Origin of the sequence: Streptomyces sp. HM190, assembly GCF_009857135.1 — a bacterium.
GTDB classification, from domain to species: domain Bacteria; phylum Actinomycetota; class Actinomycetes; order Streptomycetales; family Streptomycetaceae; genus Streptomyces; species Streptomyces heilongjiangensis.
Window position 1 is genome coordinate 3,285,819 of record NZ_CP047318.1, and the last position, 14,911, is coordinate 3,300,729.

At 70.5% G+C, this 14,911-nt stretch carries 16 protein-coding genes and 1 tRNA gene; 8 read left to right on the top strand and 9 right to left on the bottom strand.

The window, feature by feature from the left end; all coding sequences use genetic code 11:
• Positions 1-4: 4 nt before the first annotated feature.
• Positions 5-307 (bottom strand): GroES family chaperonin, encoded by a 303-nt coding sequence (locus GSY65_RS13800; protein WP_055513294.1) that lies wholly within the window; start codon positions 305-307, stop codon positions 5-7.
• 62 nt (positions 308-369) lie between these two features.
• Entirely contained in the window at positions 370-699 is a 330-nt protein-coding gene (locus GSY65_RS13805; RefSeq protein WP_159767871.1) for a DUF3618 domain-containing protein, read from the bottom strand.
• Between the two features lie 360 nt (positions 700-1,059).
• On the opposite strand from GSY65_RS13805, the gene bcp reads away from it, so the two are divergent.
• The 4 genes from bcp to GSY65_RS13825 all read left to right on the top strand — a co-directional run bounded on the left by bcp (position 1,060) and on the right by GSY65_RS13825 (position 3,074).
• A complete protein-coding gene (bcp, locus tag GSY65_RS13810) occupies positions 1,060-1,527 on the top strand; it encodes a thioredoxin-dependent thiol peroxidase (protein ID WP_159767874.1) in 468 nt (155 codons plus the stop codon).
• A 136-nt stretch (positions 1,528-1,663) separates the two neighbouring features.
• The gene (locus GSY65_RS13815) at positions 1,664-2,326 is read left to right on the top strand and encodes an HNH endonuclease signature motif containing protein (protein WP_159767877.1); all 663 of its coding nucleotides are present in this window, start codon (positions 1,664-1,666) and stop codon (positions 2,324-2,326) included.
• Positions 2,323-2,982: an HNH endonuclease signature motif containing protein gene (locus GSY65_RS13820; protein ID WP_159767880.1), complete on the top strand. Its 660-nt coding sequence runs from the start codon at positions 2,323-2,325 to the stop codon at positions 2,980-2,982. Before GSY65_RS13815 ends, GSY65_RS13820 begins: the two co-directional genes overlap by 4 nt.
• 17 nt (positions 2,983-2,999) lie before the next feature.
• Positions 3,000-3,074: transfer RNA gene (locus tag GSY65_RS13825), tRNA-Leu, on the top strand.
• 56 nt (positions 3,075-3,130) lie between these two features.
• On the opposite strand, the gene rdgB is transcribed toward GSY65_RS13825, so the two are convergent.
• The 6 genes from rdgB to GSY65_RS13855 form a co-directional block, all read right to left on the bottom strand.
• The gene (rdgB, locus tag GSY65_RS13830; RefSeq protein ID WP_159767883.1) at positions 3,131-3,733 is read right to left on the bottom strand and encodes an RdgB/HAM1 family non-canonical purine NTP pyrophosphatase; all 603 of its coding nucleotides are present in this window, start codon (positions 3,731-3,733) and stop codon (positions 3,131-3,133) included.
• Between the two features lie 120 nt (positions 3,734-3,853).
• On the bottom strand, positions 3,854-4,252 hold the full coding sequence (locus GSY65_RS13835; protein WP_159767886.1) for a hypothetical protein: 399 nt from the start codon (positions 4,250-4,252) through the stop codon (positions 3,854-3,856).
• Positions 4,253-4,421: 169 nt separating this feature from the next.
• Entirely contained in the window at positions 4,422-5,159 is a 738-nt protein-coding gene (gene rph, locus GSY65_RS13840; protein WP_159767889.1) for a ribonuclease PH, read from the bottom strand.
• 111 nt (positions 5,160-5,270) lie between these two features.
• Positions 5,271-5,708 (bottom strand): PTS glucose/sucrose transporter subunit IIB, encoded by a 438-nt coding sequence (locus GSY65_RS34315; protein WP_268978253.1) that lies wholly within the window; start codon positions 5,706-5,708, stop codon positions 5,271-5,273.
• Entirely contained in the window at positions 5,705-7,021 is a 1,317-nt protein-coding gene (locus tag GSY65_RS13850; protein WP_159767892.1) for an MFS transporter, read from the bottom strand. Before GSY65_RS13850 ends, GSY65_RS34315 begins: the two co-directional genes overlap by 4 nt.
• A gap of 81 nt (positions 7,022-7,102) precedes the next feature.
• The gene (locus GSY65_RS13855; protein WP_159767895.1) at positions 7,103-7,945 is read right to left on the bottom strand and encodes a class I SAM-dependent methyltransferase; all 843 of its coding nucleotides are present in this window, start codon (positions 7,943-7,945) and stop codon (positions 7,103-7,105) included.
• A gap of 378 nt (positions 7,946-8,323) precedes the next feature.
• Here GSY65_RS13855 and GSY65_RS13860 point away from each other — a divergent pair, with 378 nt between their 5' ends.
• The 4 genes from GSY65_RS13860 (at position 8,324) to GSY65_RS13875 (ending at position 13,945) form a co-directional block, all read left to right on the top strand.
• Positions 8,324-10,282: a RiPP maturation radical SAM C-methyltransferase gene (locus GSY65_RS13860; protein ID WP_159767898.1), complete on the top strand. Its 1,959-nt coding sequence runs from the start codon at positions 8,324-8,326 to the stop codon at positions 10,280-10,282.
• 127 nt (positions 10,283-10,409) lie between these two features.
• Positions 10,410-11,021 (top strand): DUF2087 domain-containing protein, encoded by a 612-nt coding sequence (locus tag GSY65_RS13865; protein WP_159775924.1) that lies wholly within the window; start codon positions 10,410-10,412, stop codon positions 11,019-11,021.
• 3 nt (positions 11,022-11,024) lie between these two features.
• Positions 11,025-12,527, top strand: a complete 1,503-nt coding sequence (locus GSY65_RS13870; protein WP_159767901.1) for a leucyl aminopeptidase family protein — start codon at positions 11,025-11,027, stop codon at positions 12,525-12,527.
• Positions 12,528-12,667: 140 nt separating this feature from the next.
• Positions 12,668-13,945 carry a PTS transporter subunit EIIC gene (locus GSY65_RS13875; RefSeq protein WP_159767904.1) on the top strand — a complete coding sequence of 426 codons (1,278 nt, stop codon included), beginning with the start codon at positions 12,668-12,670 and terminating at the stop codon, positions 13,943-13,945.
• A gap of 138 nt (positions 13,946-14,083) precedes the next feature.
• Here the strand turns inward: GSY65_RS13875 and GSY65_RS13880 are convergent, their stop codons facing one another.
• On the bottom strand, positions 14,084-14,836 hold the full coding sequence (locus tag GSY65_RS13880; protein WP_159767907.1) for an MBL fold metallo-hydrolase: 753 nt from the start codon (positions 14,834-14,836) through the stop codon (positions 14,084-14,086).
• Positions 14,837-14,911 lie beyond the last annotated feature (75 nt).

Below are 14,911 nucleotides of genomic sequence, written 5' to 3' on the forward strand. Positions count from 1 at the left end.
CGCGCTACAGGTACAGACCGGTGGAGTCCTCCGAGCCCTCGAACCGGTCCGCGGCCACGGCGTGCAGGTCGCGCTCGCGCATCAGGACGTACGCGACGCCCCTGACCTCGACCTCGGCCCGGTCCTCCGGGTCGAACAGGACGCGGTCGCCCGGCTCGACCGTCCGGACGTTCTGCCCGACCGCGACGACCTCCGCCCAGGCGAGCCGCCGGCCGACCGCCGCCGTCGCGGGAATCAGGATGCCGCCGCCCGAACGCCGCTCCCCCTCAGCGGTGTCCTGCCGCACGAGCACCCGGTCGTGCAGCATCCTGATGGGCAACTTGTCGTGTTGGCTCTTCTCGCTCACGCCCCCGAACCTACCTGTCTTCCTCAGCCCTTGCGGCGTCGAGTGCCGAGGGCGAGCAGCCCCACGACCCCGACGAGCACGAGCGCCACCGGGACGATGCGCTCCAGCCGGGGCGCCCCGTTCTCGTCGACGAACCGGCCCTTCGCGTCGCTGACCACCCGGTTGACCGAGACGTAGGCCCTGCCGAGGGTGTGGTCGATGTTGGAGACGACCTTCGCCCGGGCGTCACCGACGATGGTCTTCGGGTGCACCCGGACGCCGATCTCGTCGAGCGTCTCCGCGAGGGTGTCGCGGCGGCGCTTGATGTCCGCCTCGATCTCGGCCGGGGTTCTGGTGTCCGAGGTGTCCGCCACCGCGCTGCCTCCCGCTGTCCGTCATTGACTGTTTGCGGACAGTCTGTCAGCTCCGCCGGCGACCGTGACGTCAGGGCCCGCGGGAAGGGCCCGCGGGAAGGGTCCGCGGGAAGGGTCCGCGGGAAGGGTCCGCGGGAAGGGTCCGCGGGAAGGGTCCGCGGGAAGGACCCGCCCGACGGATCACGAGTGGGCGCGGGGTCCGGCACACGCACCTGCCGCGTTGTCGTCGGTCGCCGCCGCTCCGCGTCGGATCTCTCCTCCGCCTCGCAGCCGCCCGCACCGGACCCCGCGCACCGGAAGCCGTCAGGAGCCGCGACCCGAAGTCGGCGGGATCCGCCGGACAGGCCCTACGCTGGTCCGATGAGCGAGCGACTCCAGCCAGGCGACGTGGCCCCCGCCTTCACCCTCCCGGACGCCGACGGCAACGAGGTGTCCCTGTCCGACCACAAGGGCCGCAAGGTCATCGTCTACTTCTACCCGGCCGCCCTGACCCCCGGCTGCACGAAGCAGGCCTGCGACTTCACCGACAACCTGGACCTGCTGGCCGGCGCCGGGTACGACGTCATCGGCGTCTCCCCCGACAAGCCGGAGAAGCTGGCCAAGTTCCGCGAGAAGGAGTCCCTGAAGGTCACCCTCGTCGGCGACCCCGACAAGACGGTCCTGGAGGCGTACGGCGCGTTCGGCGAGAAGAAGCTGTACGGCAAGGTCGTCACCGGCGTCATCCGCTCGACGATCATCGTCGACGAGGAGGGCAAGGTGGAACGCGCCCTCTACAACGTGAAGGCGACCGGCCACGTGGCGAAGATCATCAAGGACCTGGGCATCTGACCCCACCCGCCCCCGAGAACGGCTCGTACCGCAGCACTCCGGTACGAGCCGTTCCGCATGTCGATCGTGACTACGCGCCCAGCGATTCGTTACTCCGTACGAGGCCACGAACAGGTGACCGGAACGGAGGGGGCCCATGCGAGCCAGTGCCTACCCGAAGGAGCGGCTGGAGGAGGCGGCACGGGGAGCGCGGACATTGTCGGAGGCGTTGGAGAGGTTGGGGGTGGATCCGAAGGGCTGGACGCGGCGATACGTCCACGACCGGATGAAGAAGCTCGGGGTGGATGTCTCGCACTTCGAGCGCGAGGGGGCCAAGTGGACGCGGCAGGTCCTTGAGCCGGTGGTCGCCCGCTCAACGAGCGTCAACGAGGTGCTGCGACAGGTGGGGCTCGACCCGGTGGGTGGACACCACACGAACATCTCCCGGCGCATCAAGGCGTACGGCCTGGACACCTCACACTTCACGTCGGCGGTCCGCACGGAGAGGCAGCGCTACAACCAGCGTCGCCGGACGGCCGAAGAGATCCTCGTGGAGGACACCTCCGCGCGCGCCTCGCGCATACCCAGCAGCCGTCTCAAGCGGGCGATGCGTGACATGGACGTCGAGGAACGCTGTGCCTTGTGCGGAATCGAGCCGGTGTGGCTCGGAGAACCGCTCCCCCTGGAGGTCGACCACGTCGACGGCAACTGGCGGAACAACCGGATCGAAAACCTGCGGCTGCTGTGCCCCAACTGCCACTCGACGACCGACAGTTACCGAGGGCGCGGTAAACGGCACAGCAAGAGGTCGACCTCATGACCAGGGGCACGCAGTACACCAGGGAGCGGCTAACGGAAGCAGCCCGAGTCTGCGGCGACATTGACGAGGTCATCGCTTTTCTCGGCACTCGGCCGTACGAGCGACTTCCCAAGTATCTTGAGGGCCGGTTCTCCCATTTCGGCATCGACATCTCGCACTTCCGCCCTTGCGGCAGACACTCCCGCCCCACCGAAAGCGAGCTGCGTACGGCAGTCGCGGAGTCGACCTCTCTCGCCGAGGTGCTGCGCCGTTTGGACCGACCGGGCAACGGCTCTCAACGCACTCAACTCCGCCGGTGGATCGCCGAATACGGAATCCCCACGTCACACTTCCTGGGGCAAGCCCATCGACGGGGCAAACCCGCCGCCAACGCCAGGCGCCCCGAGGAAGTACTGGTGCAGCACAGCGGAGCCCGCCGGACGCGGACCAACCGCATACGTCGTGCCCTTTCGGAAGTCGGCGTACCTGAGAAATGCGCCCGCTGCGGCATCGGACCTGAGTGGCTCGGCAAACCCATGACCCTGGAGGTCGATCACATCAACGGGGACTGGAGCGACGATCGGCGGGAGAACCTTCGGCTGCTGTGCCCGAACTGCCATGCGATCACGAGCACGTGGTGCAGGGGAGGCAGCCAGCGCGGTCGCGACGCCCAGTAGAGTAGGCAAAGCGTTGCGGGCCCGTATCCCAGCAGGCTAGAGGACGCCGCCTTAGAAGCGGTGCGTCGTGGGTTCAAGTCCCACCGGGCCCACCGAAGAGAGAGATCCCGCACCTTCGATTCAAAGGTGCGGGATCTCTGCCGTCCTGTCAGCCCAGCAGTTCCCGCACCGCCGGTACCAGCGCCCGGAACGCCTTGCCTCGGTGGCTGATCGCGTTCTTCTCCTCGGGGGTCAGTTCGGCGCAGGTGCGGGTGTCGCCCTCCGGCTGGAGGATCGGGTCGTAGCCGAAGCCGTTCGTGCCGGTGGGGGTGTGCCGGAGTACGCCCCTCAGCCGGCCTTCGACGACGCGTTCCGTGCCGTCCGGCAGGGCGAGGGCGGCGGCGCAGGCGAAGTGCGCGCCGCGGTGCTCCTCGGCGATGTCCGAGAGCTGGGCGAGGAGGAGTTCGAGGTTGGCGCGGTCGTCGCCGTGACGGCCGGCCCAGCGGGCGGAGAAGATGCCGGGGGCGCCGTGCAGGACGTCCACGCAGAGTCCGGAGTCGTCGGCGACGGCCGGGAGACCGGTGGCCTGCGCGAGGGCGTGTGCCTTCAGCAGGGCGTTCTCGGCGAAGGTGACGCCGGTCTCCTTGACGTCGGGGATGTCCGGGTAGGCGTCCGCGCCGACGAGGTCGTGGGGCAGACCTGCGTCGGCGAGGATCGCCTTCAGCTCGGTGATCTTTCCGGCGTTGCGGGTGGCGAGGATCAGGCGGGTCATGCCCTCAGTATCCCGGCGCCCGGCGGGTCGTCCGCCCCTGGCCGGCGCGTCGTCCGTCCTCGGTCGCCGGATCTCGCGGTCGCGCGGTCTCGCCGCCGGTCCCGGTCCCGGTCCGCGTCCTCAGGACGTGCAGACCTTCGTCAGCTCCTTCGCCGCGTCCGTGATGCCGCTGATGTCGGGGGTCGCGTCGCCGTTGTTGACGGACGTCTCGACGTTCTCCACGGCCTTCTGGAGGTCGTCGACGGCCTTGTTGACGTCGGCGTTGTCGGTCTTGTCGCCGATCTCCTTGAGGTTCTCGTCGATGGAGTTGAGCGACTCCTCCAGCTGCGCGGGGTCGTTGGAGGCGTTCTCGACGGCCTGCTGGAGGTCGGACACGCTGTCGGTGATGGCCTCTGCGGTCTGGACGCAGTCCAGGGCCTTGTTCACGGCGTCGCAGCCGGTGGTGAGGCCGGCGGTCAGCGCGACGGCTGCAACGGCTCCGGCGATGGCGGTCGTACGACGTCGGCGGCTCGCGGCCATGGAACGGTCCTCCTACTGGTTGCAGGCCTGACGGCCTCCGGTGGTGGTGCGGGTCCGGCCTGCGCCGGTGTGGCCGGGCGCACGGTGGTGTGCCGTGCGCCCGTACTCCTAGGGACGCCGCCGGGTGCGCGGTGGTTGCGACCGGCGCCCGGTTTTCTTGGGGTTCCCTTTACCTTTCGAGGACCGAGTCGAGCGCCTTGCCCTGCAGCGCGGCCAGGTCCGTGCAGCCGGCGACGGCCAGGTCCAGCAGGGCGTTGAGCTCCTCGCGGGCGAAGGGTTCGGCCTCGGCGGTGCCCTGGACCTCGACGAAACGGCCGTCGCCGGTGCAGACGACGTTCATGTCGGTGTCGGCCCTGACGTCTTCCTCGTAGCAGAGGTCGAGCAGCGGGACACCGCCGACGATGCCCACGGAGACGGCGCTCACGGTGCCGGTCAGCGGCTGGCGGCCGGCCTTGACGAGCTTCTTGCGCTGGGCCCAGGCGACGGCGTCGGCCAGCGCCACATACGCGCCGGTGATCGCGGCCGTACGCGTGCCGCCGTCGGCCTGCAGCACGTCGCAGTCGAGGACGATGGTGTTCTCGCCGAGCGCCTTGTAGTCGATGACGGCGCGCAGGGAGCGGCCGATGAGGCGGGAGATCTCGTGGGTACGGCCGCCGATCTTGCCGCGTACGGACTCGCGGTCGCCGCGGGTGTTGGTGGAGCGGGGCAGCATGGAGTACTCGGCGGTGACCCAGCCCTCGCCGCTGCCCTTGCGCCAGCGCGGGACGCCCTCGGTGACGGAGGCGGTGCAGAAGACCTTGGTGTCGCCGAAGGAGATGAGGACGGAGCCCTCGGCGTGCTTGCTCCAGCCGCGTTCGATGGTGACAGGGCGGAGCTGTTCGGGCGTGCGGCCGTCGATTCGAGACATGGCGACGAGCCTAGCCGCAGTGGCGGAAGGGGCCGCTCCCGCGTCGGGAGGGCCCCTGTGCGCGTGCCGATGGGGACCGCCGAGGGCGGTGGGTCCCGGATCAGCGGTGGATCACATCATGTCCTCGATCTCGGCGGCGATCGGGTCGGCGTCGGTGCCGATGACGACCTGCACGGCGGTGCCCATCTTGACGACGCCGTGGGCGCCGGCGGCCTTGAGGGCGGCCTCGTCGACGAGGGAGGGGTCGTTGACCTCGGTGCGCAGGCGGGTGATGCAGCCCTCGATCTCGTCGATGTTGTCGAGGCCGCCGAGCCCGGCGACGATCTTCTCAGCCTTGGTGGCCATGGCGATTCTCCCTGTGGTCCCGTGCTCCTGGTCAGGAGCGTGGTGGCGCGGCCGGCCGCGAGGGGGACGGTGGCGTGGGCGGCCTCGTCGTCCCGTGGTGAGGTGGCGTCCGTGACAGCGGGACGGTAGCGGAACCGCCCACGACTGGTCTACACCAGTCGCGGGGTGGTCGCCAAATGGACGGGCGGGGGGCCGGGCGGTCAGGTCGTGGTGTCGGCGGTCTCGGAGCCCTGCCCGGGGACGGTCGGCCCTCGTTCGGGGGTTCGGGGTTCGCCGGGACGCCGGTCGTCCCCGGGGGCTGCCTCCTGGTTCTCGATGGCGGTTTCGGTGGCGGCGTCGAGGCCGCGAAGGGCGGGCAGAGCAAGGATGGCGAGGGTGACCGCGCCCCAGGCGACGGCGAGGAACATCCCGGTCGGGCGCAGGCCGACCCGCTCCACGACGAGGCCGGCGGCCAGGGTGCCGAGGGGGACGGCGGTCATGGAGACGGCGTTCTGGAGGCCGAGGACCCGGCCGCGGACCTCTTCCGGAATGCGTTCGGTGACGAGCACCAGGAAGAGGGCGGGCAGGGGCCCGGCTCCGGCGCCGGCCAGGACGGCGGCGGCCCACATCACGGGGACGGGGGGCAGCAGGGCGAGTCCGGCGACGCCGACGGTGGAGGTGACCTGGGCGGCGACGAAGACGGTCCGGCGGGAGAAGCGGGTGCCGACGGCGGCGTACACCGCGGCGCCGGCGATGCCGCCGACGGCGAGGAGGGAGACGACCACGCCGAAGCCACCGGGTGAGTCCTCGGCGACCAGGTGGACGGGGAGGACGAGGTTCTGCAGCGGTGCGAGGACGGCGACGCTGCCGGCCGAGACCAGGGTGACGGCGGTGAGGACGCGGTCGCCGCGCAGGACGCCGAAGCCACGCTTGACGTCGCCGCCGAGGCCCGCGGCTTCGCCGCCGGCGGGGGGCTGGGCGCCGATGGTCTTCGGCAGGGCGAGGGTGACGAGGGCGGCGAGGGCTGAGCAACCGGCGGTGACCCAGAGGACGGTCGCCGGGTCGACGAGCATGATGAGTCCGCCGGCGGCCGCCGGGGCGAGGATCACGACACCGCCGGCGATGCTCTCGCGGAGGCCGGCGAGGCGTTCCATGCTGATGCCGGTGGCTTCGGCGATGTCGGGGGCGAGGGCCTCGCGGGCCGTCATGCCGGGTACGTCGAAGACGGCGCCGGCGACTCCGAGGACCACGAACCAGACGACGGTGAGGCCGAGGACTCCGTCGACGACGGGGAGCGCGGCGACGCAGGCCGCGGAGGCGAGGTCGGCTCCGATGGAGAGACGGCGGCGGCCGACGCGGTCGATGAGCACGCCCCCGAGGACCGCCGACAGGAGCATCGGCAGGGCGCTCGCGGCGGCGACCAGACCGACCGCGGCGGCGTCGCCGGTGCGCAGAAGCACCAGCCAGGGGAGGGCGATGGAGGCCACGGTGTTGCCCAGGAGGGAGAGGCCGTGGGAGAGGAGGTAGAGCGGCAGCATCGGGTCATTCCGGTCGGGGGGGTGGTGGCCCGTCGGATGGGCCTTGGGTCGGGTCGTGGCAGGTCAGGGGGGCGGGTCGGCTCAACCCCGGGCGCCGAAGGCGTAGCGGGAGATGTGGCCGACGCGACCGAGGACCGGCAGCCGGGAGAGGACTTCGGTGTCGAAGCGCATGCGCAGTCGCATCCCGCGGGGCAGGTGTCGCAGGTCGGCGCCGTCCGCGGTGGCGTAGGCGCTGTCCGCTTCGAGGAGGCGCATCCCGGGTATGCGGCGCTCCAGTTCGCGCGGATCGTCGACGCCCCATGCGAGCCGGGCTCCGGTCTTGCGGAAGAGGGTCATGGAGCGGGTGGAGCGCACGGCGAAGCGGGAGTAGGTGTCGAAGAGCATCTCGCCGTGCGGGAAGTGCGCGACCAGGGTGTTCAGCATGCGGGGGCCCTCGTCGGCGGAGAGGTACATGGTCAGGCCCTCGGCGACCACGAGGACGGGGTGGTGGTCCGTGGGGATCAGGGCCGGCCAGTCCGGTTCGGTGACGGAGGCGGCGAGGGTCTCGTGGCCGGGGCGGGTGGGGTAGAGCTGTTTGCGCACGTCGATGACGTCGGGCTGGTCGAGGTCGTACCAGCGGACGCCGGGGCCGGGGGCGAGGCGCTCGTGGCGGCTGTCGAGGCCGCAGCCGAGGTGGACGACGGTGCACTCGGGGTGGGTGTCGAGGAACGCGCGGACCCGGCGGTCGAAATAGCGGGCTCGTAGGGCGACGCCTACGGCGGTGGCCTCTCCGATGCCGAGGCGGTCGAAGTCGTAGTCGATGCGGTCCACGAGTTCGGCGGCGATTCGGTCGCCGAGGAGCGGGTGGGCCGAGTTGGCGTCGAGTGCGCGGGCGCAGAGGGGTGCGAGCAGTGTCTCTGCCGCGCCGGTCAGGGAAATCTTCACGCGACTTCTCGCCTCTCTGGGCACGACAATCGGGAACGGCGGCAAATGGGCGTTCCGCGAGCCCTGGTAAAGCCCTCGGTGAGGATTTCCTGATCGTCGAGGACAGCTCGCACCGGCTCCTGTCACAGGACGCGGCAGGAGCACCATACACCGTACAAGGCGGCCCTCACACCTGTCCACCAGGCCTCCACCTGCACACATGCGTACCATCTGCGCGGCACCGGGACGACCTCGGCTTATGTACCCCCATTCTTCACAGGTAGTTGCTGGACGAATTTTTCCGGCCAACCTATACCGGTGGTTTGCGTGCTGTTGACTCGCGTAACTCATGGCTTCTACGGTGAGCCGAGCTGCCGCAATCGGCTCCGGGGGTTTTTCATGCCTGCCGCCCATCCCGCCGCGAAAAAAGTCGCTCTCGTTTCCATGCCGTGGAACAGCGCCACTCGCCCTTCCATTCAGGTCGGAATTCTCCGCTCGCTCGCCGAGAGTGCGGGCTGGCAGGTGGATGCCAGGTATTCCTATCTGGATTTCTATGGCCTGGCCCAGAGAATGCTCGGATTCTCCGACGCGAAGTGGGCGGAGGCGTACGAGCTGGTCTCCGAGAAGCTCTACCACCTCTCGGTGGGCGACTGGATCTTCTCCTGTCGCCGGGGCGACCCCGGCAGGCGTGCGGCGTACTACGAGCAGCTGCGCGCCCGGCGGGTCGACGACACGGCGATCGGGCTCGTCGACGCGTTGCGCGAGGTGGCGGACCGGCATGTGGAGCTGACGGCCGCCGCGCTCCTGGAGTCCGCGCCGGCCGTGGTCGGCTTCACCTCGATGTTCAGCCAGAACGGTCCGTCCCTGGCGGTGGCGGGGCGGCTGCGTGAACTCGGCTACTCCGGGACCATCGTGCTCGGCGGCAGCAACTGCGAAGGCTCCATGGGCCGCGCCCTCCTCGCCAACTACCCCGCCGTGGACGCCGTCGTCGACGGTCCCGGCGAGGACGCCTTCGCAGCCCTGCTCCGCCAGATCGAGACAGGCGAACCGCCACACACCCGCGGGCGCCTGATCACCCGCCTTCCCGGCACCGGCACCACCACGCCCGCCACGATCACCGCCGAACGGCCCCTGGAGGTGCCGACGCCGAACTACGACGGCTTCTTCGACCAACTGCGGGCCGCCGGACTGCACGCCCTCGAACCCGAGATCACCCTGCCCGTCGAGTTCTCACGCGGCTGCTGGTGGGGCGCCAAGACCCACTGCACCTTCTGCGGCCTCAACGGCGCAAGCATGACCTACCGCAGCAAACACCCCGACACCGTCGCCGACGAACTCCGCCACCTCATGGACCGCTACGGCGTCCTCGACTTCTTCGCCGTCGACAACATCCTCGACCTCAAGTACCTCGACACCGCACTCCCCCTCGTCGAGAAACTCAACACCGACCACTCACTCTTCTTCGAAGTCAAAGCCAACATGGAATGGGCCGACATCCAGGCCGCCCGGCGCGCCGGCGTCCGCTCCGTACAACCCGGCATCGAAAGCCTCAGCACCGAAGGACTGCGGCTGCTCAAGAAAGGCGCCACCGCCTTCCAGAACATCCGGTTCCTGCTCGGCTGCGCGGAATTCGGAGTCCTGCCGGTGTGGAACATCCTCACCGGTTTTCCGTACGAGACACCGGAATCCCTGCTCACCCAGATAGAACTGCTGCCCTCGCTGACGCATCTGGAACCACCGGACAACGACATCCTGGCCGTGCACTTCGACCGTTTCAGTCCCTACGTGGAACACCCGCGGGACTACGGGCTCACCCTGACCGGGCCGCTGCCGGGTTACCGGTACGCCTACCCCGATCTCTCCCCAGGGGACCTGTGGGACCTCGCCTACCACTTCGAGGGCGACTTCACCGACACCCCGGAGAACACCGCCGTCCGAAGGCGCCTGGCCGCCGCCGTCCGCGACTGGCGCACCCGGCACGACCAGGCACGTTTCACTTACCGGCTGGGGTTCGACGCCGTCGCCCTCACCGACCGGCGGCCGGGACTGCCCGCTCAGGACACGGTGCTGCGCGGCGCCGACGCCCGCCTGTTCCGTTCGGTCGTCGGCGGCACCCGTTTCCGTGATCTCCAGGACGGAGAGCAGGAAGGGGAAACCTGGGAGCGGACCCGGGATCGACTTCTGGGCTGGCAGGAGAAAAGGTGGGTCTACATCGAGGGCACGAAGGTCATCGCACTCGCGGTACGCGAAGGACCTTCCGCCTATCGCAGGCCACCCGCCAAGGGAACTCCACGCCGGTCCCGCACCGCCGTACCGCTCACGCTCACCAGCGCGCCCGCGGCCTCTCGATCTGGCTGAAATCCGCCAGGCCCGGCGGTTTCCGCTTGCCCCGACCTCCCGGTGGCGCGGTAGTCGTAGAGACCGCGCCGTGCAACGCCACACGACCGCGTACCCGTACCGCACGACGAACCGGAAGTTGATCACCATGAGCAGGGCCTCCACCGAGGAACAGGAACACCAGCCCGCCGGCCGGCAGCCGGGCGGGGAGCAGAGCGACGAGGAGCAGCCGCGCGGCGCCGAGTTGCCGCCGTCCTGCCGGGATCTGATCGGTGTCCTCGCGCAGACCGACCGGCGCGACGCCTTCGCGGCGCTCGCGCTCGGGGCCACCACCGCGGCGACGGTGGCGGAGCGGGCACGGCTGCGGCCGGCGGCGGCCGCCGCCGCCCTGCAGAAGCTCGTCGACGGGCGGATCGCCGCGTACGACTCGGACAGCCGCACCTACGGGCTGATCGACGACACCTTCCGCCTGGCCGTCCAGGCCGAGGTGAGGATCTCCGGCAGGGGCCGCGGTGACGGCGCCGGGGCCTACTTCCGCAAGGGCCGCATCACCTCCATCCCCGGCAGGGCGGAGATCCGCAGCCGCGTCCTCGCTGTCGTCGCCGACTCCTTCGAACCCGGCGTCACCTACTCCGAGGCCAAGGTCAACGCCATCTGCGGCCAGTGGTACGACGACTGGGTGAGCCTGCGCCGCGCCCTCGTCGACGAGGGCCTGCTCCACCGCGACGAGTCCGGCACCCAGTACGAACGCACAGCCTGACCCATGCCGCACCCGCGGGCCGGCAACGGAGCACCGAGCGGCGACCCGGAGAGGGCGGTCCGTGTCGCCGCGGGAGCGGTCGGTGCCGGCGAAGGTGCCGATGTCGTCGCCGTCGGGCGGCACAGCGGTGCCGGAGTCGGGGTGTTCAGCCGGCGGCGGGGTTTCGTGGGCCGGGCGGGGCAGGTGGTGGCCGAGCCGTCCGCGGACGGGCGTTCGGTGGTGCTCAACGTCGGGCTGGGGCCGGCGGCATCGGCCACCGCCGCGTCCTTCCGCGCCGCGGCCGCGGCGGCGGTGCGCGCCGTCGGCCCCGCGCGCACCCTACGTCTGGAGCTCGCGTCGGCCGAGGGCAGTGCCGTCCCGGCGGAGGAGCGGGCGCGGGCAGTGGCGGAGGGGGCCGTCCTGGGGCTGTACCGCTATGACGAGTTCCGCTCGGTCCGGGTGGCGAGCCCGTTGGCCGAGGTGGTCGTGGCGACCTCCGAACGGCAGGCCGTCGCCGAGGGCCTGGCCGCCGCGGAGGCCACCTGCCTGGCCCGCGACCTGGTCAACCGGCCCGCCGGCAGCCTCACTCCCCCGGCCTTCGCCGACCTGCTCCGGGTCCTCGCCCGCACCGCCGGCCTGCACTGCGTGGTCCACGAGGGCGCGGCCCTCGCCGCTTTGGGCCTCACCGGCCTGACCGCGGTGGGCCGGGCCTCGGCGGAAGCGCCCCGCCATGTGGAGCTGACCTATGAGCCCGAGGAGTCCGCTCACCCCCGCGACCGGGTCCTCACGGTCGGTCTGATCGGCAAGGGGGTCACCTACGACTCGGGCGGGCTGTCGCTCAAGCCGTCCGACGAGAGGCATCCCATGAAGGCCGACATGGGCGGGGCCGCGGCCGTCGTCGGGGCGCTGACGGCACTGCCCCGCCTGGGCCTGCCGCTGAGGGTGCGCGCCTTCCTCCCCCTCGCGGAGAACATGCCGGACGGCGGCGCCCTGCGCGTCGGTGACGTCGTGCGGCATCTGGACGGTACGACGACGGAGATCACCCATACGGACAACGAGGGCCGGGTGATGCTGGCGGACGTCCTGGTCCGCGCGACGCGCCCCGGGCCGTCCCGCTGCGATCTGGTGCTCGACGTGGCCACCCTGACGTCGGCCGCCGTCCACGCCCTCGGCACTCGCACCGGCGCGCTGTTCACCCCGGACGAGGGGCTCGCCCGGACCGTGCTGGTGGCCGCCGAGCGGGCCGGCGAGTCCTTCTGCCGGCTGCCACTGCTCCCCCACGAGCGGCGGCACCTGCGCTCGGCCGTGGCGGACCGGGTCAACTGCTCCCACCGCTACGGCGACACCGTCCAGGCTGCGCTCTTCCTGCAGGACTTCGTCGCTGCCGGCGTTCCCTGGGCCCATCTCGACATCGCGGCGCCCGCCTTCAACGACGAGGGGGCCTACGGGGAAGTCCCTCTCGGCGGCACGGGTTTCGCCACCCGGACCCTGATCGAGACGCTGAGGTCCCTCGCCGCCGGCTCGTGAGCCGCGGAGATCGAGGGTTTCTCATCCCTTCCTCATCGTGCTACAACAGGTCTACACCACTGACTGGTGTAGACCTCTCCTGTGCTGCCCTCCCCCACACCCCCCGTCCCTGGGCGGCGCCCTGCCTACTGGAGGAAGTTGTGACCACGGCCAGCGCCGCTCCCGCGGCCGCAGACAACAAGGGCCCGACCTGGGGCTCACGCACCATGGCTGTGCTGCAGCGCATCGGGCGCAGCCTGATGCTGCCGGTCGCCGTCCTGCCGGCCGCCGCCCTGCTCGTGCGGCTCGGCAACACGGACATGCTCGGGCGGGAGTCGTTCCCCGGGTTCCTCACGAAGTTCGCGAGCTTCATGTCGGCGGGCGGCAGCGCCATCCTCGACAACATGGCGCTGCTGTTCGCCGTCGGCATCGCGATCGGCTTCGCCAAGAAGTCGGACGGCTCGACCGCGCTCGCCGCGGTCGTCGGCTACCTCGTCTTCCAGAAGGTCCTCGGCACCTTCACCGACCCGAGCCTCCCGCAGGTGGCCACCGTCGTCGACCAGAAGGTCGTGATGGTGGACAAGCCGGTCGACGCCGGTGTCCTCGGCGGTGTGGTGATGGGCCTGGTCGTGGCCCTGCTCTACCAGCGCTTCCACCGCACCAAGCTGCCCGACTGGGCGGGCTTCTTCGGCGGCCGCCGACTGGTGCCCATCCTGGCCGCGTTCGCGGGCCTGTTCATCGGCATCGTGTTCGGTTACATCTGGCCGGTGCTCGGCGCGGGGCTGCACCACTTCGGTGAGTGGCTGGTCGGTTCGGGCGCGGTCGGCGCTGGCATCTTCGGTGTCGCCAACCGCGCGCTGATCCCGGTCGGCATGCACCACCTGCTCAACGCGTTCCCCTGGTTCCAGGCCGGCTCGTACGAGGGCAAGAGCGGCGACATCGCGCGGTTCGTGGCCGGGGACCCGACCGCGGGGCAGTTCATGACCGGCTTCTTCCCGATCATGATGTTCGGTCTGCCGGCGGTCTGTCTGGCGATCTACCACACCGCCCGTCCCGAACGCCGCAAGGTCGTCGGCGGCATGATGCTGTCCCTGGCGCTGACCTCGTTCGTCACGGGTGTGACCGAGCCGATCGAGTTCACGTTCATGTTCATCGCCCCGGTGCTGTACGCGCTGCACGCCGTCCTCACCGGTCTCTCCCTCGCTCTGACCTGGGCGTTCGGGATGAAGGACGGCTTCGGCTTCTCGGCCGGCGCGATCGACTTCGCGCTCAACCTCGGTATCGCCACCAAGCCGTGGACGCTGCTCCTGGTGGGCCTGTGCTTCGGCGTCGTCTACTACGTCGTCTTCCGGTTCGCGATCATCCGCTTCAACCTGCCGACGCCCGGCCGCGAGTCCGACGAGGAACTGGCCGAGCTGCGGAAGGCGGAGGCCAGGTAGCAGCCGAGGCCCGTCCGCGCGGCCGGGCGGCCGAGGACCGGCTCGCCTCGGCTCCGTCCGGCGCACGGGAAGACCCCCGGGGATCATCGTGATCCTCCGGGGGCCTTTCCGTACATACGTGCATGCGTGCGTGCGGAGTCAGATCTCGTACGACGTCCGGGGCACGGCCAGTTCCACGGGGCCGTCGTACACGGCGCGGGCGTCGTCGAGGTTGACCCGGGGGTCCGTCCACGGCGGGATGTGGGTGAGCACGAGGCGGCGGGCGCCGGCGCGGGCCGCGGTCTCACCGGCCTCGCGGCCGTTGAGGTGCAGGTCCGGGATGTTCTCCTTGCCGTGGGTGAACGCGGCCTCGCACAGGAAGAGATCGGCGTCGCGGGCCAGTTCGTCCAGGGTGTCGGTCACACCGGTGTCGCCGGAGTACGTCAGGACCCGTCCGCCGTGTTCGATGCGGATGCCGTACGCCTCCACGGGGTGGGCGACCCGTTCGGTGTGGACGGTGAAGGGGCCGATGTCGAAGGTGCTCGGCTTGACCGTGTGGAAGTCGAAGACCTCGCTCATGGACGAGGCGGACGGGGTGTCGGCGTACGCCGTGGTCAGGCGCTGCTCGGTGCCCTCGGGGCCGTAGACCGGGATGGGGTCGCAGCGGCCGCCGTCGTGCCGGTAGTAGCGTGCGACGAAGTACGCGCACATGTCGATGCAGTGGTCGGCGTGCAGATGGCTGAGAAAGATCGCGTCGAGGTCGTAGAGACCGCAGTGGCGCTGCAGCTCGCCGAGGGCACCGTTGCCCATGTCGAGAAGCAGCCGGAAGCCGTCGGCCTCTACGAGATAGCTCGAACAGGCCGATTCCGCGGAGGGGAACGACCCCGAGCAGCCGACGACGGTGAGCTTCATGAGAGCTGGAACCTCCGCGCTGGCGTGAAGTCGTGACAGTCGTGTTGGTCGGTCGTGTCAGTCGGTCGTGACGTA

Bases quoted from the DNA above. Each gene is read 5' to 3' on its own strand.
- GSY65_RS13800 (WP_055513294.1), bottom strand. From the start codon at position 307: ATGCTGCACGACCGGGTGCTCGTGCGGCAGGACACCGCTGAGGGGGAG.
- bcp (WP_159767874.1), top strand. From the start codon at position 1,060: ATGAGCGAGCGACTCCAGCCAGGCGACGTGGCCCCCGCCTTCACCCTC.
- GSY65_RS13815 (WP_159767877.1), top strand. From the start codon at position 1,664: ATGCGAGCCAGTGCCTACCCGAAGGAGCGGCTGGAGGAGGCGGCACGG.
- GSY65_RS13820 (WP_159767880.1), top strand. From the start codon at position 2,323: ATGACCAGGGGCACGCAGTACACCAGGGAGCGGCTAACGGAAGCAGCC.
- rdgB (WP_159767883.1), bottom strand. From the start codon at position 3,733: ATGACCCGCCTGATCCTCGCCACCCGCAACGCCGGAAAGATCACCGAG.
- GSY65_RS13835 (WP_159767886.1), bottom strand. From the start codon at position 4,252: ATGGCCGCGAGCCGCCGACGTCGTACGACCGCCATCGCCGGAGCCGTT.
- rph (WP_159767889.1), bottom strand. From the start codon at position 5,159: ATGTCTCGAATCGACGGCCGCACGCCCGAACAGCTCCGCCCTGTCACC.
- GSY65_RS13850 (WP_159767892.1), bottom strand. From the start codon at position 7,021: ATGCTGCCGCTCTACCTCCTCTCCCACGGCCTCTCCCTCCTGGGCAAC.
- GSY65_RS13860 (WP_159767898.1), top strand. From the start codon at position 8,324: ATGCCTGCCGCCCATCCCGCCGCGAAAAAAGTCGCTCTCGTTTCCATG.
- GSY65_RS13865 (WP_159775924.1), top strand. From the start codon at position 10,410: ATGAGCAGGGCCTCCACCGAGGAACAGGAACACCAGCCCGCCGGCCGG.
- GSY65_RS13870 (WP_159767901.1), top strand. From the start codon at position 11,025: ATGCCGCACCCGCGGGCCGGCAACGGAGCACCGAGCGGCGACCCGGAG.
- GSY65_RS13880 (WP_159767907.1), bottom strand. From the start codon at position 14,836: ATGAAGCTCACCGTCGTCGGCTGCTCGGGGTCGTTCCCCTCCGCGGAA.